The organism is Pseudomonas sp. XP1 (assembly GCF_053557675.1).
The window spans coordinates 278903-297579 of the sequence record NZ_JBNRIJ010000001.1; the positions used below are offsets into that span (position 1 = coordinate 278903).

Sequence of the window (18677 nt, forward strand, 5' to 3'; positions counted from 1 at the left end):
AACGTTAGGGGTTTATTGCCGCATACAACGATTGAGCCGCGCGCAGAGCACTGGAGCGGCCCGCAGGCGTGCCTCAAAAAAAGGCGTGGCATGCACCCAGCTGCAGTTTTTGGCCGGAATTGGAGCAAGCCCATCCTCGCCTCGGTAGAAACTGTTGATTTTCCGAAGCTTCGGTTTATTGTAGAGATACAAACATATTATGTTGAGTAATCTACATGATCGATTGGTCGCTACTGATCCTCGGGTTGCCGACGGCCAATGCCACCGAGCGCATGCGTGCCTGGAGAAGCCTGAAGGCCTCAGGAGCCGCAGTGCTGAGGGATGGTGTTTACCTGCTGCCCGAACACTGTGCAGGCCGCGAGGTTTTCGCAGCAGTCGAGCGAGACGTGCTGGCTATAAACGGCACGGCATTTCTCCTGTCGCTGCCTGAGCGTGAAGAGCGCTTCAGCAGCCTGTTCGACAGGAGCGACGAGTACGCCAGGCTGATGGAAGAAATTGCAGGCTGCAGGGCCGAGTTGGCGCCAGAGAATGCGCTGCAGACCGCACGGCAGGTGCGCAAGCTCAGAAAGGCCTTCAGCCAGTTGGCGTCAACCGATTTTTTCCCGGGCGAGCCCAAGGCGCAAGCCGATGCGGCGCTGCAAGAGCTCGAGGCCGCGATTGGCCGCGCACTGTCTTGCGATGAGCCGAGTGCCCACGACGAGGCGATCACCCGACTGGAACGCAACGATTACCAGGGTCGCCTTTGGGCCACCCGCAAGCGCCCATGGGTGGATCGGTTGGCATGTGCCTGGTTGATTCGTCGCTTCATCGATGCCGACGCTCGATTCATCTGGCTGGACAGGCCTGAAGACTGCCCGGACGATGCGCTGGGCTTCGATTTTGACGGGGCCAGGTTCAGCCATGTCGGCCAGCGGGTGTCCTTCGAGACCCTCATCGAGAGCTTTGCCATACAGCAGCCGGGCCTGGCACGCTTGGCCGCAGTCATTCACTACCTGGATGTGGGAGGCAACCAGCCCTCGGAAGCGCCAGGCATCGAACGTGTCCTCGCGGGCTTGAGGCAAAGCATTGGCGATGACGATCAACTGACAACGGTCGCCGGGGGCATCTTCGATGGCCTGCTGACGGCTTTCGCAAGTGAGGAAACCCCAAATGGTTGATAGCACCTCCGCAGTGGGCGAACAGCCACCATCGCAAGCGGTTCAGCGGCCGATCGGACTATTCGAAGCATTCCTGTTCTGGCTCAAGCTGGGCTTCATCAGTTTTGGTGGGCCCGCCGGGCAGATCTCGATCATGCACCAGGAATTGGTCGAGCGTCGGCGCTGGATCAGCGAGAAGCGGTTCCTGCACGCGCTGAACTACTGCATGTTGTTGCCAGGCCCCGAGGCACAGCAGCTGGCCACCTACATCGGCTGGCTCATGCACCGCTCCTGGGGGGGCGTGATTGCCGGCGTGTTGTTCGTATTGCCCTCGCTGTTCATCCTGATTGGCTTGTCCTGGGTTTACATTGCCTTTGGCGAGGTCCCTGTGGTGGCGGGGATTTTCTACGGCATCAAGCCTGCAGTCACGGCCATCGTCGTCCACGCGGCGCACCGGATCGGCTCGCGCGCGCTGAAGAACGGCTGGCTGTGGGCCATGGCCGCAGCGTCGTTCGTGGCCATCTTCGCCCTCGATGTACCGTTCCCGTTGATCGTGCTGGTTGCCGGCATCGCAGGCTATGTGGGCGGTCGCTTCGCGCCAGGCAAATTCGTGATCGGTGGCGGTCATGGGGCTGCCAGGAACAGCTACGGCCCGGCCCTGATCGATGACGACACCCCCGCGCCTGAGCACGCGCGTTTTCGGGTGGGGCATTTGCTGCGCCTGGTGGTGATCGGCGCACTACTGTGGACCTTGCCCATGGGGCTGCTGACGCTGGCGTTTGGCTGGGCCGGCACCCTGACGCAAATGGGCTGGTTCTTCACCAAGGCCGCACTTTTGACCTTCGGTGGCGCTTACGCCGTCCTGCCCTATGTGTATCAGGGCGCTGTCGGCCATTACGGCTGGCTGTCACCCACCCAGATGATCGATGGCCTTGCCTTGGGAGAAACCACGCCAGGTCCATTAATCATGGTGGTGGCCTTCGTCGGCTTCGTCGGTGGCTACGTTCATCCGATGTTCGGTGAGCAACACCCGTTCCTGGCTGGTGCAGTCGCGGCGAGCCTCGTCACCTGGTTCACCTTCCTGCCGTCGTTCCTGTTCATCCTCGCCGGTGGCCCGTTGGTGGAATCGACCCACAACGAGATGAAGTTCACCGCACCACTGACGGGTATCACGGCCGCAGTCGTGGGGGTGATCCTGAACCTCGCCATGTTCTTCGGCTACCACGTGCTCTGGCCAAAGGGTTTCAGTGGGGCGTTCGACTGGCCTTCCGCGTTGATCGCCATTGCGGCTGCCGTGGCGCTGTTCCGCTTCAAGCGTGGCGTGATCCAGGTACTGTTCAGCTGCGCCCTGGCCGGCGTGATGGTCCATATGTTGCGAGGTTGATACCGGTTGCCGGCCGACATCGTCGGCCGGCTTTCCATGATTCAGAAGGGGTTTCCAGGTTGATCGACAGGCTCAGGCCCTGTTCGCTCAGCGCTCGCTGCAGGCCGGCGCGGAAACCACAGCCATCGGGGTTGAGCACCCAGCCACGGGTGTAGCAGTCCTTGAGCTTGTAGCTGCGCTTGGTGACGCTGCCCTTGGCAGCTACCACTTTCAGCGACATGCGTGCGATCGAACGGCTGGCGATGCCTTCCGGGAAGATCTTGCCCGGTGGGAACAGCGCGGCGGCTGCGTCCAGTTCGGCGTTTTCCATGCGCGCAATGAGGCTGCTGCCCCAACCGCTGCTGACCTGGGTGCGCAATTGCGGGTAGGCCTCGCGAATCTGCGCCAGCGCATCTAGCAGTACCACGTCACCCAAGGTCTGCGGCACACCCAGGCGCAGGGTGCCAGAAGGGGCGCCATCGTTGGCCACCAGTTCGCGCAGCGAGTCGATCTCGCGCAGGATCGCCTTGCACTGCTCGTAAACCCGCAGGCCCATGGGGGTGGGCTTGAGCGGCTTGGTGTTGCGGTCGAGCAGGGTGGCGCCGAGGTCTTCCTCGAAGTTCTGCACCCGACGGGTAATCGCCGGTTGCGTCAGTTGCAAGGCCTCGGCGGCGAGGTTGGTGGACTGGCAACGAATGACCGCGACGAAGGCGTCCATATCTGCCTGACGGGTAATGCTAACGGTTCGGATTTGATAGATGAAAACGCATATTAGGTTATTCCTAAAATCAATTTAATTTATCTGATGGTTCTCGCTGGAGTCGCCTGGCACGGGTAGCATGAGGCTGCCTGCCCAAACACCGAGCAACGCCATGTCCATCCGATCGAAGCTGCTGACCCTGGCCGCGGCCCTGCTGCTGGCCAGCCAGGCCGGCGCCGCTGAGCGCCTGACCCTGCGCATCGTCGACCAGAAGGGCAACATGCGCGCCCAGCTGGAAGCCGCAGGCGCCTTGCGCGACCTGCCTTACGACATCCACTGGGTCGAGTTCCCCGCTGCCGCGCCGCTGGCCGAGGCGCTCAATGCCGGGGCGATCGATGCCGGCATAATCGGCGCTGCTGGTGCGTCCTGATGCGCAGCTGCACAGCGCGGCCGAGCTCAAAGGCAAGCGCATCGCCACCGGTCGCGGGTCGATCGGCCATCATCTGGCCCTCAAGGCACTGGATCAGGTCGGCTTGAGCGAGAAGGATGTTGAGTTCCGCTTCCTCGGGCCGGTGGACGCCGGCGCAGCTACGACGTGCAGCCGGTGAAGCCGGAGAACCTGGCTGAGCAGCAGCGCATCGCCGATGCGTTCTACCGCGAAGGGTTACCGCCCAGGGCGGTGGATGCCAAGGCGGTGAGCTTGTATGAGCCGGTTGCAGACTAGCGTGGGTAGTAGTCTGCCTGGTTTGTTCTTTCTTCTTTTCAATGTCCGCTTTCAGGCGAAAGCGGTCACTATCAACTAATGGATTTGGCCATTTCCGAGGTTCCAATCCAACCGGTTTGCTCGTAGACAGGTTTACCCGTCTCGGTGGCGTGCAGGACAGCGAAGGTGATGCCTCGGCGGGCGAACTCGGCGTCGGCTGCCTGCATCAAGGCTGAAGCCAGGCCACGGCGGCGGTAGGCCGGCTGGACGAACACATTCAGCACGTACCCACGCTTGTCCAGGGTCGGGTGCGATGGATGGGGAGGCCAATCAATACTCATCAGGCCAATGGCTGCGATCGCTTGGTCGCCATCCAGGAGCTTGAAACCGTAGTACCGACCGTCAGCAAGCCGCTCCTCCAACCATGGCCGAAAGTGCTGAGTCATGACTTGCAGTTTTTCAGGATCGCCACCTGCCTCAAGAAACATCTCCTGGCGATGCGAGCAGATCATTTCTGCGTCAGCGGGCCCGACCGGGCGGCAGGCCAAGCCTGAAAACTCTCCGCATCCTTGTAGTTCGCTCATCGTTTATCCAGTGTCGGTGGCCGATTCATGAGAAGGCAGCCTATGGCACCTTCAGGCCTGTTTGCAATGGCTTGGTTCAATGCCCGTCGGGCCAAAAGAACCAATGGCTAACGATCGACCTTGGCAAACCATTCAGCTCGTGTGATCTCCCATATTTCGACGCACATCGGCCCGCAGACAAAATCACCTTCTCGTACGCCGACCATACGCATACCCTCATGCTCCGAGACCCTGCGTGAAGTGTGGTTGGCAACCGCTTTGGGAACCTGCATGACCGGCCGTGACAATGTCTCGAACCAATACGCGTTGATGACCCGGCATGCTTCGCGCATATAGCCTTTTCCCCACCACTGCGGTGCAAGCCAGAAGCCTCTGTTGTTACCCGGCTGCTCAAACAAACTGATGCTGCCAAGGACGCACTCGGCATCATCGCGCCTGCGGATCATCCAATGCCATTCACGACACGCTGCCATGGCTGGCAGGGCGACATCGCGTACATAAACCAGCGCACCATCTTCTGGATATGGCCATGGAACACGACGATCCAGATAGCGCACTACCTCCCATTGCGGAAACAACTTCTGAATGAAGGGGGCATCCTTCAACTGGAGTGGCGTGAGGACAAGGCGATCGGTGAGCAGTGTCGGAAGGCGATCCATGGCATTCGTTCCTAGGCATCCTTGCGGAGGGCTTTCAATCTGCTATCGACCCATCGCCGGCAAGCGCGGCTCCCACAGGTACAGCGCATGCCTGAAGGCTGGTCATATTCCTGTGGGCGCTGGCTTGCCGGCGATGAGGCCTGCACTGGCAACAGAGCTTTTCCGAAATTTGAGCCTTTCGGTGGCCATCCGGGCTCGTCACAAGCCCGGCGCCACGTGACACTACTGGGGAATGGCAGCGGTAATGATCACTTCCACCAGCAGCTGCGGATCTGCCAGCTTCGCCTCGCCGCAGGCTCGCGCCGGTGCATGGCCGCTGGGTACCCAGGCATCCCATACGTTATTCATCTCGTCAAAGTCTGCCATGTCGGCCAACCAGATAATGGCCTGAAGCAGGTGCTGGCGAGTGGTGCCGGCCTCATCGAGCAGTGCATCGACCCGCGCCAGGGCTTCTCGGGTCTGTTCCGCCACCGTCTGGCCGGTCTCGCCGACCTGGCCGGCAAGATAGACGGTGTCGCGGTGGATCACGATCTGGCTCATGCGCGGGTCGATCTGTTTGCGTTGAATGGTCATGGGTCAATCTCCTTGGGTCAGAAACGGCGTGAGGAAAACGCGTCTAGCCATGCAGGCGCTGTTCCTTCGATGAGTTGGCTTACCAGTTGCCCTGTTACTCCCGCCAGTGTCAAGCCAAGGTGCTGATGACCAAAGGCGTGAATCAGGCGCGGTTCGTTCGGCGAGACGCCAATGACCGGTAGCGAGTCCGGCAGCGACGGGCGAAAGCCCAGCCAGCGCCTCGCCACTGGCTGGCGAAGGCCAAGCACGCGCCGTACCCGTTGCTCCAGGTACTCGTAGCGCCTGGGGTTGGCTGGGTCATTGATCGAACCCAGCTCCACGGTGCCGGCCACGCGCAGGCGACCCGCCATGGGGGTCATGTAGAAGGCGCTTTCGACCGGGCAGCAGGGGCGTTCGAGCAAGGTATCCTCCAGGTCGAACTCGATATGGTAGCCACGCTCGGTATCCAGCGGGATGCGATCGCCCAGTTGCTGCGCGAGGGCGGCAGACCAGGCTCCGCCGCACAGCACCACGCGTTCGGCGAGCAGGCTGTGACCATTGGCACAGTCCAGTTGCAGTGCATTGCTGCGTCGAACAAGGCGCTGCACGGTGCTGAAACACAGGGTGCCATCGAGCAGCAGTGGCGCTGCCAAGTCCTCGAAGAAGCGCTTTGGATCATCCAGATGGGAAGATTTGGGGAAGAGGATGCCGCCTACCGTCTTGCCGGCAAGTGCGGGCTCAAGTGCTTCGAGTTCGTCGCGACTCAAGCGCTGTTGAGGGATGCCGAAGCGGTCACGCAGCGCATAACCGCCTTCGGCGCCACGCAGGCTGTCCAGGCTGGAGTAGGCATAGATGCAGCCTTTATGGCGCAAGTGCTTTTCGGCTAAAGGCGCCTCATCCAGCAGTGGTGCATACCCCTCGTAGGTGTGTTGCAGCAATTGTGCAAGGGCCGTCGCGTTGCGCTGGAAATGATGAGGCCGGCACTGATTCAGGAAGCGGGCAAGCCAGGGCATCAAACGCGGCAAGCGAGACCACCGCACCACAAACGGCGAGTCCGCCGAGAAGAGCAGGCGTGGTATGTCGCGCAGCAGGCCAGGTTGTGCGATAGGCATGCAGCCATAGGGCGCAAATGTGCCCGCATTGCCATAGGAGGCACCTGCAGCGACCGCATCGCGCTCCAGCAACACCACATGGTAACCCTGGCGGCGCAGCCACAAGGCAGTGGCAACGCCGACCGCACCGGCACCGATTACAGCGACTTCACAACGCTCTGGCATCTTCATCTAGGCTTCAGACCCTGTCGAACATATGCAAATGGCCTTGCTGCGCGAAACGGGCAATGACATCCAGGGCCTGGACGAGCTGCGCGCGAGACTTGGCCGCGGAAAGGTTGATGCGCACCGCATTGGGCGACTGGTCATGGCGCAAGCTGAACGCCCCGCCGGGCAGTAGCCCGACGCCATGCTCCCGGCAAAGGCGGGCGAATCGTGACGCGCTCCAAGGTTCAGGCAGCTGCAGCCAGGCATGTGTGCCAACATCGCTGGCCTGGTAGTGCAGGCCCTTGAGGTGCTCTGCGAGCAAGGCCTGGCGTTCGCGCAACTCCTCGCGCTGATGGGCAATCAGTGCCTCGCTGACGCGATCCTCGATCAAGCGTGTCGCGATCAGCGCGTTAAGCGGCGAAATGCTCCAGCAGTCGATGCGCAAGGTGGTGGCGATGTTCTGCAGCTGTTCGGGCGGCGCGACGACGAAGCCGATGCGCAGGCCCGGTGCGATGCATTTGGAGAGGGCGGTGACATAGAACGTTCGCGCAGGGCGGCGCAACATGAATGTCTCGTCCCTGTGCTCGAGCAACGGGCGATAGACATCGTCCTCGATCAACCAGAGGTCGTCGTGTGGTGCAAGTACTTCAAGAAGGTCCGCGCGACGTTGCGCGTCGAGGGTGATGGCGGTCGGGTTGTGGATCGACGGCACGAGGAACAGCACCCGTGGCGCGTAGGTCGCGATAGCCTCGCCCAGGGCTTGAGGGTTCATGCCCCGCTCATCCCCCTCTACGCCAACCAGGTTCAGCCCCAATGACCGGCACAGGGCGTTGATGCCCTGATAGGTAATGCTGTCGGCCAACACGGTGTCACCTGCCACTGTCATGGCGCGCAGGATGCAGGCGATGCCGTGCTGGGCCCCCTCGGTGATCACCACATTGCTGGCTTGAGCGGGTACATCCAGTGAACGCAACCAGGTCGCCGCGGCTTCCCGCGCCCAGGGCATGCCTTCGGATGGGTGATACTCCTTCATCCCGGTAAAGCGCGGGTCGCTGGCCAGACGCGGCAGGAGGGTGGCCAGAGCCTGGGTGTAGGCATCGGTAGCGGGGCGGTTGACGCTGAGGTCGATCATGCCGGGGGCATCGCTTGGCGCCGACTGGAACTGCACCTGTACCTGGCGCGGCACCGCGACCTGGGTGCCCCGGCCTGGGCGACTCTCGACCAGGCCTTGCTCCTGCAGCACGGCCATGGCGCGGGTCACGGTGGTGATGTTGATGCCCAGTTCGCCGGCCAGCTCGCGATGGGGTGGAAGCCGTTCGCCCGGACGCAGGGCGCCACTGCGAATGGCTTCGGCAAGGGAGGAGGCCAGTTGCGCGTAGAGTGTTTCGGCGCTGTCGCGCTGCAGCAGGGTATCCGTCTTTAGGGCAGCAAGTAGCTCTTTGAATGGGCTCATGGCCTGATTTTTCCTTGTGCTTATCCTGCGCGTAGCAGGATAATAGCTGGGCTTGTCCTGTATTCTTACCCATGACAAACGATATTGACAAGACATATATGGGTTGATAGCTTCGAATTGTACTGCTTGTCATGCATTACAATAATACGAACCCCTACGGTAGGAATTCGCCATGACAGATCAGCCGTTCCACAGCCTGGCGCGCAGCCCGCTTGCATTGCTTCCGGCTCCAGGGGGCCACGGCAGGCGCCCAGAATATCCGGCGTCGCATCACATTTCATCACCCGATGTCTCGTTCGGCGAGGCTAGCTTGTACGGCAACACGCAGGATCAGGAGGTGCACCCATGAGCAATTCGCTGAAGCTGGATGAACCGCGTGAACGCCGGCTGAGTGGGGCCTTGCGCCAGCGGCACATCACCATGATTTCGCTGGGCGGCATCATTGGTGCCGGCCTGTTCGTTGGCAGCAGTGCAACCATTGGCGCGATCGGCCCCGCAGCGTTTCTCAGTTATCTTGCCGCCGGCATCGTGGTGATGCTGGTCATGCGCATGCTCGGTGAAATGGCGGTGGCGATACCGGGCGTTGGATCGTTTACCGAGTACGCGCGACTGGGGCTGGGCAATTGGGTCGGTTTCACCAGTGGCTGGTTGTACTGGTACTTCTGGGTCATTGTCGTGGCGGTGGAGGCGGTGGTTGGAGCCGACATATTGAACCGTTGCCCGCCTGGGCCATCGGCCTGAGCCTGCTGGCAATCATGACCGCCATCAATTGTCTGTCGGTGAAGTCCTATGGCGAGTTCGAGTACTGGTTCGCATCACTCAAGGTGTTCGCCATCATCGTGTTCATTGGCCTGGGTTGTGCCTATCTGTTCGGGTGGGCGCCTAGCACCGGCGCCTTGCTGGACAACCTGGTCAACGACCGCGGCTTCATGCCTTACGGCATCAGCGCCGTGCTCGCCGGCGTGCCAACAGTGATCTTCGCGGTGGGCGGCGCAGAAATCGCTACCATCGCTGCAGCCGAATCGGATGACCCTTCCAAGAGTGTCGCAGCGATGACCCGCTCGGTGATCTTTCGGGTGATCGGTTCTACGTCGTCTCTATTCTGCTGATCGTCTGTATCGTGCCCTGGGGCAGTATCGAGGCAGGGCATTCACCTTTCGTCACCGCCATGGAAGTCATGCATGTACCAGGTGCGACGCTGATCATGGAGGCCGTGGTTTTGGTTGCCGTGCTGTCGGCGCTGAACTCCGGGTTGTATGTGTCTTCGCGCATTCTGTTCGGCCTCAGCGAGCGTGGCGATGCGCCGGCTGCATTGTCGCAACTGACCGGGCACCGGGTACCGCGCTTGGCGGTATTGCTGAGCAGTGTGATTGGCTACATTGCCATCGCCGCAGCGATCGCGTCACCGCAAGGTGTTTTCCTTTTCCTGGTGAACGCCTCGGGCGCCATCATGTTGTTTGTCTACCTGGCCATCGCGGTCGCTCAAGTGCGGCTGCGCCGTCAACTGGAGCGCGAAGCGCCACAGCGCCTGACGCTGCGCATGTGGCTGTTCCCCGGTCTGTCCTACGCGGTTATCGCCGCCATCGTCGGGGTGCTGGTGGCCATGGCGTTCCAGGAAGGGCTGCGCACGCAATTGCTTGCCAGCCTGGTCAGCCTGGCGGTGGTTTCGGCGGCGCATCTGTTGGTGCGCAAGCGCCGGTTGCACGCCGGGCCGCGTGATACGCGCGTTGCATAATCGCACCGTCGGATCGAAACCCCGCCAACTGGCGGGGTTTTCTCATGAAGCGTCATTGGCAAGCACGGCTCCCACAAGTACATCGCATGCCTGGAGATTGTTGATATTCCTGTGGGAGCTGGCTTGCCGGCGATGGGCCTGCACTGACTACAGAGCTTTGGATCAGTGTCCGCATTGGTCGACAGCGGTCATCCCCGACCGGCAGCTAACGACCCATTGCGGCCATTCGCGGAGGCCAATAAACGGCCTATTGCGCCCCTTCGACCCTATCGCTCGATAGGTGATCATGGCGCACTTCGATACAGATATGGCCTAGTTCGAAGCTACTATCTTGGCCCTGTGGGGCTATTCCAAGCGTTGCTACAGTGGGCTCCATCAACCATCCACCCACTACGAGCAACTACCCATGAACAACCGCCTTGATTACTTCAAACTGTCTCCCCAAGCGTCCAACAAACTGGTGGAGCTCACCCTGCAACTGAGCAAGAAGCCGCTACTGGCCGATCTCGCCCACCTGATCATGTTGCGCGCTTCGCAGCTCAACGGCTGTTCGTTCTGCGTGGATATGCATGTGAAAGAGGCCAAGATCCATGGCGAGCGCGAGCTGCGTCTTCACCACGTGGCCGTCTGGCGTGAGTCACAGCTGTTTTCGCCAGCAGAGCGGGCGGCGCTGGAGTGGACTGAAGCCCTGACCCAACTGCCGCCTCATGGTATCTCCAACAGCCTGTATGCGAGTGCGCGTGAGCAGTTTTCCGAGCAGGAGCTGTCGGATTTGTCGTTCCTGATCGTCGCCATCAATGGCTGGAATCGCCTCAATGTGGCTTTCCAGGCGATCCCGGGCTCGTCCGATGAACTGTTCGGCCTGAACAAGGCCAACCTCAACTGAGTAACTTGCTGATCAACGCGCCAAGCTGCTCGCCTGGAGCAGTCGTGGCGCAGTTGGTAAAACTCAGGAGCAGACCTGACTGACGCTGCGATGAGGCAGCCCAGCGCGACAATGCTTGTATCGACATGCCCCTTGCCAGCACCTGCTCGGCCAGGGCGGTGTCACTTACGTCCTCCGGCAAACGCAGTACCAGGTGCATGCCGCCTGGCGAGCGTTCCACCTGCATACCCTTCGGTAAACTCCGCTCCAGTGCTTCGATGGTCAATGCCCGTCGCTCGTTGTAGAGGCGGCGCATGCGTTGGATATGCCGAGCGAAGTGTCCCTCGGCAACGAACTCCGCCACCAAAGCCTGGGTAATTGACGGTGACCCGGCAGCAAACAAGGCCCGGCCGACGCGCTCGAACGCTGCCACCTGCGCCTGTGGCACCACCAGATAAGCCAGACGAATACCGGGAAACAGCACCTTGCTGAAGGTGCCGGCATACAGCACGCGCCCATGGCGATCCAAGCTGGCCAGCGCTGGAAGTGGACGGCTGACGTAGCGGTACTCGCCGTCGTAATCGTCCTCGACAATCCAGCCACCGGTGCGGGCAGCCCAATCGAGTAGCAGTTGTCGGCGTGGCAGCGACAGTGCCATCGACAGCGGGCTCTGATGCCCTGGTGTCACCATGACGACCTGAGCAGCCCGAGAACCCGCGATGGCGTGTTCTACGTTCATGCCTTCGGCATCAACCGGCACCGCTTCCAGCTCCAGGCCGAACTGGCGAAGCACCTGGCGCGTAGTAGGATAGCCCGGGTCTTCCACCCAGGCGCACTCGCCTGGCTGCAACAAGGTATGTGCGACTAACGACAGGCTATTGCGCCAACCGCTGGTGATAAACACTTGATGGGCACCGCAATCGATACCTCGGGACACCTGCACATACGAGGCAATGGCGCTGCGCAACGCTGCCAGGCCGTGGGGTGCCGGATAGTCCAGATCTCCCAGACGCATCCCGCGTAGGTACCGAGCACCGAGACGCGCCCATATCTTGCGCGGAAATGCATCCAGCGCCGGTACCCCCATCTGGAACGGCAACAGCTGCGGTGGACGCCAGAGCGAATCAGGTGCGTCTTCGATCACTTGGCTGCTGACTGGTAATGCGGTGGCCGCCGACACGGGCTTCTGCAGTTCAGGATTGATTACGGTGCCTTTCTGCCCGAGCGCCAGGAGGTACCCCTCGCTGGCCAGCAGCGAATAGGCCAGTTCGACGGTGCCACGGGCCACCCCCAGCTCCTTAGCCATGGCGCGCGCCGACGGCAAGCGGTCACCGGGGGACAACGTGCCAGCGGCAACGGCGGCCAGCACGCGGTCGTACAGTTGACGATACAGGGGCAAGGCGGACTGCTCTTCCAAGGGAGCAAAAGGCGGCTTGGTGGAGGTCATCATGGCCTAGTTCATATCCCATTTCTTGGCTCAATCAAGTGGGTCAATGGTAGTCCAATATAGCGCCATCACCTACTCATGAGGGCGCCTCCCATGACATTCCCTTTGCACAACTTCATACCCAGCGTGCTCGACCTGGCCGACACGGCCCTGCGTCCCCTGGACAGTACCCATGACCTGTGCAGCGCATTCCCGGTAATGCAGCAATTGCGCCCTCATCTGACGAGCGAAGCCGACTTCGTCAGCCGGATCGAGCGTATGCGTGTTGAAGGCTATCGCCTGATTGGCGCTTATGACTCAGGCGTTCTTGTGGCACTGGCTGGTTACCGCTTACAGGAAAACCTGGTCTACGGCGCATTCCTGTATGTCGATGACCTTGTAACCGCCGAGGCTCAGCGGGGAGGTCAGTGGGGGTCGCGCTTATTGCAAGCCTTGGAGCGACTGGCCCGCGCCAGCGGTTGTGCACGCCTGGTGCTCGACACGGGTTTGTCCAACGCCCGCGCGCAACGTTTCTACTTCCGTGAAGGCCTGTTGACGGGTGCACTGCGCTTTCAAAAACAGTTCGATACTCCATAACCCGCATGCACATCCAAGGAGGCAAACCTCATGACATCGTCCCAACAGCCACTTGCTCCTTTGCGCATTCTTCGCCTGGTCACCAGCCCCAATGCAGAGGCTTCGGAAAGTCTGAAGCTGTCCCAGCAGATCCTATTTGCCTTGGCCAGTCAGGCCGGTAGAAGGGGTATCCAGTTGACCGATTTAGACCTCAACACCTTGGCCCCAGTTGATTCGCCTTACGCCCAGGCGTTGGCCAATCAGCGCGTAGTCATAGCAAGCGGTCAGAAGGGTACGTTGAGCCGTTCCGACGAGTTGATCGACCAACTACAGGCATGCGACGTACTGCTGATTGCCACGCCGATGCACAACTATAGCGTGCCCGCCCCACTCAAGATGTGGATCGACCACGTGGTACGCGTGGGCAAAACGTTTTTGGGCACCGCCGAAGGCAAAGTCGGAAATCTGACGGATCGTCCGGTTTACGTCGCAATCGCTAGCGGGGGCTATATCAGCGGCCCACAGGCCCGTCAACCGGACTTTCTGCGCCCCTACCTGTCCGCCGTCCTTGCCACCATCGGTCTCACTCAGGTGCATTACTTCACCGTTGAGGGTACCGCCAAGGGGGGGGAGTCACTGAATACTGGAAGGGCAACAGGGTACGGTGATGTGCAGGCGTACTTTGTTAGGCATAGCCGTCGAGTGGATCAAGTCTAAAGTCCGCTTCAGGGCCGACATCTACTCCAAGCGTTTAGGTTTGCATCTCAACTGGGCCGTATGCCAACAAGCGGCCACGCTCTTCATCGCTCATACAAAGGAAAAGAAATCATGAATCGTCTCAATTGGTTTGAAGCTTCGCCTGGTGCAGCTAAGGCCCTCGGCGGCCTGCATCATTTCGTGACCACCGCGACAAATTTGCCAGCCTCGTTGATCCACCTCGTGTTTCTCAGAGTGTCTCAAATCAACGGCTGCGCTCATTGCATTGATCTTCACTCACGCGATCTGATCAAAGCAGGTATGTCAGTGGACAAGGTGCTGTTAGTGCCGGTATGGCATGAAGCGCAATATTTGTTCTCGGATCAGGAGCGCTCAGCACTGGCTTGGGCGGAAGAAGTCACCAGGGTAAGCGAGACACAGGTATCCGACGAAGCTTATGCAGCCGCATCGGCGATGTTTGCAGAAAAGGATCTTGTTGACCTGACAGCGGCGATTGCCGCAATGAATGCGTTCAACCGTATGGGCGTCAGCTTCCGACTCAAACCTGCGGCTAGGGCTTGATGACCTAGTGACTCGGCCTGGAGAGGTAATACTTCGAAGACGGCACCTCGCTCCTATCGCGTACCGTCTGCTTCAGGCCAATTGCTGCCCTTTCCGAACGACCGCTATGGGTCGAAGGCGGTCATTCGCGCCTGGCCGCTTTCGACCCACTGCGGCAACATGCACTCCACGGGTCAACGCTATCGATTACGAACGTAGTCGCTCTATTCCCGAGAAGCACACAGATCACTAAATACCGAGCCCAAAGAATGCACACCCGTATCCTGAGGATCGCTTCGCGTCACGCACCCAAGGCAGGAGCCGTATGCGGTAGTTCCGCGCGTACGGATCTGTGCGGGGGTGGCAGGTAACTGCCATCCCTACCGCGACCCCGTAATGGACACTCGCCTTAATACTATTCGCGCCCAGAGGCCGGGAATTGAGTACCGGACGATCAGGTCAGAGCCGCAGCCAGTGCGCGCAAAGGATCTAGTTTCGATGCTTGACAGCAGCACTGCATGTGATGGGGAAGTTGACCGAATTGGCAATAAAACACTCATGGTGAGCATCGTCATGGAGACGTTTTGCCAGATCCAGATCCGATTCGTTGCTGATCATGACCTGAGGCCTTAACTCTGCGCTCTTGAAATGGCCTTTGCGCTGGCCATCAGCTTCAACCATCCGGCCCATCGGGTGGTCGACGTATTCCAGTACGTTCACCTTGTTGACTGCGCACAGATGAAGATACCAAAGCTTGTGACAGGCCGAGATAGAGGCCAGCAACATGTCTTCCGGGTTCCAGCGTTCGGGATTTCCGCGAAAGGCAGGGTCGGCGGAGCCCAGGATAGGTGTTTTGCCTGGAGCTTCCACATTGAAGTCTCTTTGGTAAGCCGTGTAGCTGGCAGTACCATCACCCGTGTTGCCTATCCAATTTACGGCGACAGCGTAACTGTGTTCTTTCATGCTCACTCCTTTGACGAAAGATGGCCAGAAAAACTCCGCGCCGCTTGGGCACAGTTATTGTGCACTCCCTGGATGGTTTTCCACTAGCCCTGCATTTTTAGCGGTGCATGAGAAAGTTGTGCACAAGCAACGAACCGGGAAGAGGACAGCTATCAATGTCTGTTATGGGTCGAAGGCGGACGCTCGCGATTGACTGCGTTCAAAATAAGCTGGCATATGTCTCGGATTGAATGAGTGTGACTTACTCCCAGAATGGTGGGCAGACTAATCCCCTTCTCGTATCATTGCTCCTCCTCATCTGGAATGATTTTCGTGAAGCCTTCAACTGGAAGTGTCTCGCTGACCCAATCGAATTCTAATGGACCGAAATGGGATGCCGGAGAAGCTGTAAGCCAGCTTTCCTGGGACGACTTGCGTATCATCAAAACGCTGAGTGACTGTAGCAACCGCGCGGCCACGGCCAAGAAGCTCGGCATCAATGTGTCCACCGTCTCGCGCCGGGTCGCGCAGGTTGAGAAGACGCTTGGGGTCGCGCTGTTCGATCATCGTAAGGCGGGGTATCTGCTGACTGCCGAGGGTGCCGAACTGCGTGCACTGGCCGAGCGCGTTGAACTGGACATCGTCAGTGTCACCCGCAGGGTTTCTCGCGCCGGCCAAGGCCCGCTGGGGAAACTGCGAATCACCACCAGCGACTCGCTGCTGCTGTACTTTCTAACGCCGATCATCGCGGACTTCAAAGCCCTCAATGAGGGGATCACCGTTGAGGTATTAGTCGGAAACCAGACGTTGAGTTTGGCGAGGGACGAGTCGGACATTGCGATACGTGCGACCAAAAAACCGGCAGATACCCTAGTGGGTCGCAAGCTCGCCAACATCGCCTGGGCGCCGTATCGCAGCGTCAAGCAGGCAGCGATTGCCGACCCCTTCGCTGAGGGGCAGTCGTGGGTATCCTACTCGGGAGGCCTGTGCGGATTGAAGGCAACGAGCTACGTCGAATGTCGGGTGCCCTCTGAGTTCATCTCCTACCGCACCGATTCCGTGGCGGCTGCGAGCGCGGCTATTGCAGCAGGTCTCGGTTTTGGCTTCCTCCCCTGCATGCTGGGCGACATTACCCCAGGATTGGTTCGGGCAGGCCAAGTAGTTCAGGAGCTTCAGGATGAGCTATGGTTGCTTACCCACCAGGACATCAGGAAATCCTGGCGGGTGAAAGCATTCATGACGTTCTGCGCCGCTGCCGTGGCCGACCTCAAACCGCTGGTCGAAGGTCAGCGGGCCATCCCGGTTTCATAGCGGAAACCGGGAGCACCGTTCATTTGGCGTGGGCGCCGATGACGGCTCGACACACGATCTCAATCAGCTGGGGACGCTGGGCGAGCCGCGATACACCGATGATATTGCTGGCCGCCTGCGGGCGTTCCTTGCCGTAAGCTGCCTTACGCACCTTGCCGACGACCGCAAAAGCAGCGTCCATGTCCAGCACATACAGCGTTTCCTCAACGACATCCTGCATCGTGGCGCCATACAGGGCGAGCAACTTGGCAATGTTGTCGTAGGAAACCCGCATCTGTTCGCCCATTGACGAAAAATCGCTCGGACGACCGTCAGCATCCAGTGGCGCCGGCGCTACCAGGTTGCCTTCTTCGTCATGGTTGAACTGCCCCGAGATGAAAATCTCGTTCCCGACTCGCCGCGCCTGCGGATAGCCGTAGCCCTCTTCCCATGGAACGCCCCAGTAGGCGGTGTCGTCGTTGAAAGGTCGTGAAGCGGCCATTGGATTCTCCTTGGCGAAAAATGGATCGACGTGATCCGACTGGCCGAGATCCTAGCACCGGATTGGACGCTACCTGTGGTGCAGTTTTGCTCCCTCAAGAGCGCAAAAATGCGCCACCGTTTCGCTGAGTGTTTCGCTATCTTGTGCTGGCACTCGGCGACAACCCGCCGGGGAAACTCTCGCCACCGTTCAACAAAAGGGAAGAACAATGAGCAATCCACACACTGAAGTCCTGACCCCGCTCAACAGCCAACTGATCTTCATCGATCAGCAACCGCAGATGGCTTTTGGCGTACAAAGCATTGACCGGCAGACGTTGAAGAACAACACCGTGGGCCTGGCCAAAGCAGCCAAGATCTTCAATGTCCCCACCATCTTCACCACGGTCGAAACCGAGAGTTTCTCCGGCCATACCTACCCCGAACTGCTCGCGGTATTCCCTGATGCGCCGTTGCTGGAGCGCACCTCCATGAACTCCTGGGACGACCAGAAGGTTCGCGACGCGCTGAAAAAGAACGGTCGGAACAAGATCATTGTTTCGGGCCTGTGGACTGAGGTCTGCAACACCACCTTCGCACTGTCCGCCATGCACGATGCGGGCTACGAGATCTACATGGTTGCCGACGCTTCCGGCGGCACGACCAAGGAAGCACACGACTACGCCATGCAGCGCATGATCCAGGCGGGCGTAGTGCCAGTAACCTGGCAACAGGTGCTGCTGGAGTGGCAGCGCGACTGGAAAAACCGCGACACCTACGATGCGGTCATGGAACTGGTCAAAGAGCATTCGGGTGCCTACGGCATGGGCGTCGACTACGCCTACACCATGGTGCACAAAGCGCCAGAGCGTGTTCAGCACGGCCCTACCTTGGCGCCCGAGGCCGCATCGATCTGAGACCTGATCAGCCCCAAAGTTGATTTTATGCTCAACAAGCGGGGCCGGAACGAACCGATCCGGGCGATCAGTCATGACGGAGTGTTTGAAGCTTCAGAAGATGCTTCACCGAATAGTGCCGCCCGGATCAATTCATCTTCAGATTTTTTCAGGACGAATTGATCTCCATGAACAGTGCTAAAGGCATCGTTATAGCCTCCGTCGCGATTAAGTCGACGGGGCGGCTTAAACCATGGCAAGTCAAAACGGCCAAGCAGCTGATGTTGGATCATCTGGATATCGGCATTTCGGTCACCGCACTTGCGGAAGCATGCGGACTGTCGCGCAGCTATTTCTCGCGCAGGTTCAAGGAATCCACACAGGTCTCTCCTCAGCAGTGGTTGCGTGAGCAGCGGCTGAGGAAGAGTAAAGAACTGCTAGAGACATCGACGATGATGCTCGCCGAGATCGCCCTAGAGTGCGGCTTCTCCGATCAGCCACATTTCTGCCGAGCGTTTATGAAATCCGAAGGCCTAACGCCTCAGGCATGGCGGCAACAGGTGGCTTAGCCGGAACTGTGTGCCGCTAAATTCGGCGTGTACTGCCTTCGTAGATTTCGCTTGCTAGCTCTCCTTTCCGGCATAGATGTGGTACTAAGGTACTACGGCTCTCCGAGACAATTTCCTGAAGGACCGCTTTGGGTCGACAGCCGCCATTCGCGACCGATCGCCTACGGCTCTAAGCGGACGCCAAGGATAGCTGTTGTCATAAGCGCGGCACGTACTCTGTGGGAGCGGGTTT

The 18677-nt window shown here is 59.8% G+C and carries 18 protein-coding genes and 4 pseudogenes; 13 read left to right on the forward strand and 9 right to left on the reverse strand.

The annotated features are described in order from the left end of the window. Nucleotides 1–215: 215 nt before the first annotated feature. Together ACK1U9_RS01245 and chrA are read left to right on the forward strand one after the other, a co-directional pair. Nucleotides 216–1157, forward strand: coding sequence for a chromate resistance protein ChrB domain-containing protein (locus ACK1U9_RS01245; RefSeq protein WP_108481409.1), 942 nt, complete (start codon nucleotides 216–218; stop codon nucleotides 1155–1157). Then, nucleotides 1150–2520, forward strand: coding sequence for a chromate efflux transporter (gene chrA, locus ACK1U9_RS01250; protein ID WP_108481410.1), 1371 nt, complete (start codon nucleotides 1150–1152; stop codon nucleotides 2518–2520). The genes ACK1U9_RS01245 and chrA overlap by 8 nt, the downstream gene beginning before the upstream one ends. 49 nt (nucleotides 2521–2569) lie before the next feature. Here the strand turns inward: chrA and ACK1U9_RS01255 are convergent. Next, nucleotides 2570–3217: pseudogene (locus ACK1U9_RS01255) on the reverse strand (LysR family transcriptional regulator); the annotation flags it as partial. Between the two features lie 154 nt (nucleotides 3218–3371). Here ACK1U9_RS01255 and ACK1U9_RS01260 point away from each other — a divergent pair. Further along, a pseudogene (locus tag ACK1U9_RS01260) lies at nucleotides 3372–3789 on the forward strand (aliphatic sulfonates ABC transporter substrate-binding protein); the annotation flags it as partial. After that, nucleotides 3780–3923: pseudogene (locus tag ACK1U9_RS01265) on the forward strand (ABC transporter substrate-binding protein); the annotation flags it as partial. The pseudogenes ACK1U9_RS01260 and ACK1U9_RS01265, both read left to right, overlap by 10 nt. Before the next feature lie 71 nt (nucleotides 3924–3994). Here ACK1U9_RS01265 and ACK1U9_RS01270 read toward each other — a convergent pair. The 5 genes from ACK1U9_RS01270 to ACK1U9_RS01290 all read right to left on the reverse strand — a co-directional run bounded on the left by ACK1U9_RS01270 (nucleotide 3995) and on the right by ACK1U9_RS01290 (nucleotide 8409). Beyond that, on the reverse strand, nucleotides 3995–4486 hold the full coding sequence (locus tag ACK1U9_RS01270) for a GNAT family N-acetyltransferase (protein ID WP_108481411.1): 492 nt from the start codon (nucleotides 4484–4486) through the stop codon (nucleotides 3995–3997). 107 nt (nucleotides 4487–4593) lie between these two features. Continuing rightward, on the reverse strand, nucleotides 4594–5145 hold the full coding sequence (locus ACK1U9_RS01275; RefSeq protein ID WP_108481412.1) for a GNAT family N-acetyltransferase: 552 nt from the start codon (nucleotides 5143–5145) through the stop codon (nucleotides 4594–4596). Nucleotides 5146–5367: 222 nt separating this feature from the next. Further along, complete coding sequence (locus ACK1U9_RS01280; RefSeq protein WP_108481413.1) at nucleotides 5368–5718, reverse strand: RidA family protein; 351 nt, start codon at nucleotides 5716–5718, stop codon at nucleotides 5368–5370. A 17-nt stretch (nucleotides 5719–5735) separates the two neighbouring features. Next, complete coding sequence (locus ACK1U9_RS01285; RefSeq protein WP_108481414.1) at nucleotides 5736–6980, reverse strand: NAD(P)/FAD-dependent oxidoreductase; 1245 nt, start codon at nucleotides 6978–6980, stop codon at nucleotides 5736–5738. A 7-nt stretch (nucleotides 6981–6987) separates the two neighbouring features. After that, nucleotides 6988–8409, reverse strand: coding sequence for an aminotransferase-like domain-containing protein (locus ACK1U9_RS01290; RefSeq protein ID WP_108481415.1), 1422 nt, complete (start codon nucleotides 8407–8409; stop codon nucleotides 6988–6990). A 420-nt stretch (nucleotides 8410–8829) separates the two neighbouring features. On the opposite strand from ACK1U9_RS01290, the pseudogene ACK1U9_RS01295 reads away from it, so the two are divergent. The 3 genes and pseudogenes from ACK1U9_RS01295 (at nucleotide 8830) to ACK1U9_RS01305 (ending at nucleotide 11030) form a co-directional block, all read left to right on the forward strand. Next, nucleotides 8830–9518, forward strand: a pseudogene (locus ACK1U9_RS01295) (amino acid permease). Between the two features lie 11 nt (nucleotides 9519–9529). Further along, a complete protein-coding gene (locus ACK1U9_RS01300) occupies nucleotides 9530–10144 on the forward strand; it encodes an amino acid permease (RefSeq protein WP_258229940.1) in 615 nt (204 codons plus the stop codon). A 406-nt stretch (nucleotides 10145–10550) separates the two neighbouring features. After that, nucleotides 10551–11030 (forward strand): carboxymuconolactone decarboxylase family protein, encoded by a 480-nt coding sequence (locus tag ACK1U9_RS01305; RefSeq protein WP_012314955.1) that lies wholly within the window; start codon nucleotides 10551–10553, stop codon nucleotides 11028–11030. Here the strand turns inward: ACK1U9_RS01305 and pdxR are convergent. Continuing rightward, on the reverse strand, nucleotides 11023–12459 hold the full coding sequence (pdxR, locus tag ACK1U9_RS01310; protein ID WP_084296588.1) for a MocR-like pyridoxine biosynthesis transcription factor PdxR: 1437 nt from the start codon (nucleotides 12457–12459) through the stop codon (nucleotides 11023–11025). The two genes, ACK1U9_RS01305 and pdxR, sit on opposite strands and share 8 nt — an antisense overlap. A 90-nt stretch (nucleotides 12460–12549) precedes the next feature. On the opposite strand from pdxR, the gene ACK1U9_RS01315 reads away from it, so the two are divergent. From ACK1U9_RS01315 to ACK1U9_RS01325, 3 genes are all read left to right on the forward strand, one after another. Further along, on the forward strand, nucleotides 12550–13032 hold the full coding sequence (locus tag ACK1U9_RS01315; protein ID WP_084296589.1) for a GNAT family N-acetyltransferase: 483 nt from the start codon (nucleotides 12550–12552) through the stop codon (nucleotides 13030–13032). 30 nt (nucleotides 13033–13062) lie between these two features. After that, a complete protein-coding gene (locus tag ACK1U9_RS01320) occupies nucleotides 13063–13728 on the forward strand; it encodes an FMN-dependent NADH-azoreductase (RefSeq protein WP_085598480.1) in 666 nt (221 codons plus the stop codon). A gap of 111 nt (nucleotides 13729–13839) precedes the next feature. Then, complete coding sequence (locus ACK1U9_RS01325; protein WP_012314951.1) at nucleotides 13840–14289, forward strand: carboxymuconolactone decarboxylase family protein; 450 nt, start codon at nucleotides 13840–13842, stop codon at nucleotides 14287–14289. Between the two features lie 468 nt (nucleotides 14290–14757). Here ACK1U9_RS01325 and ACK1U9_RS01330 read toward each other — a convergent pair whose 3' ends face one another. After that, nucleotides 14758–15231 carry an OsmC family protein gene (locus ACK1U9_RS01330; protein ID WP_085598482.1) on the reverse strand — a complete coding sequence of 158 codons (474 nt, stop codon included), beginning with the start codon at nucleotides 15229–15231 and terminating at the stop codon, nucleotides 14758–14760. A gap of 303 nt (nucleotides 15232–15534) precedes the next feature. Here ACK1U9_RS01330 and ACK1U9_RS01335 point away from each other — a divergent pair, with 303 nt between their 5' ends. Beyond that, entirely contained in the window at nucleotides 15535–16521 is a 987-nt protein-coding gene (locus tag ACK1U9_RS01335) for a LysR family transcriptional regulator (RefSeq protein ID WP_230385682.1), read from the forward strand. A gap of 19 nt (nucleotides 16522–16540) precedes the next feature. On the opposite strand, the gene ACK1U9_RS01340 is transcribed toward ACK1U9_RS01335, so the two are convergent. Then, the gene (locus ACK1U9_RS01340) at nucleotides 16541–17002 is read right to left on the reverse strand and encodes a RidA family protein (RefSeq protein ID WP_084296594.1); all 462 of its coding nucleotides are present in this window, start codon (nucleotides 17000–17002) and stop codon (nucleotides 16541–16543) included. Nucleotides 17003–17210: 208 nt separating this feature from the next. On the opposite strand from ACK1U9_RS01340, the gene ACK1U9_RS01345 reads away from it, so the two are divergent. After that, on the forward strand, nucleotides 17211–17897 hold the full coding sequence (locus ACK1U9_RS01345) for a hydrolase (RefSeq protein ID WP_084296595.1): 687 nt from the start codon (nucleotides 17211–17213) through the stop codon (nucleotides 17895–17897). Between the two features lie 167 nt (nucleotides 17898–18064). Further along, nucleotides 18065–18445, forward strand: coding sequence for a helix-turn-helix domain-containing protein (locus tag ACK1U9_RS01350; protein ID WP_084296596.1), 381 nt, complete (start codon nucleotides 18065–18067; stop codon nucleotides 18443–18445). Nucleotides 18446–18677 lie beyond the last annotated feature (232 nt).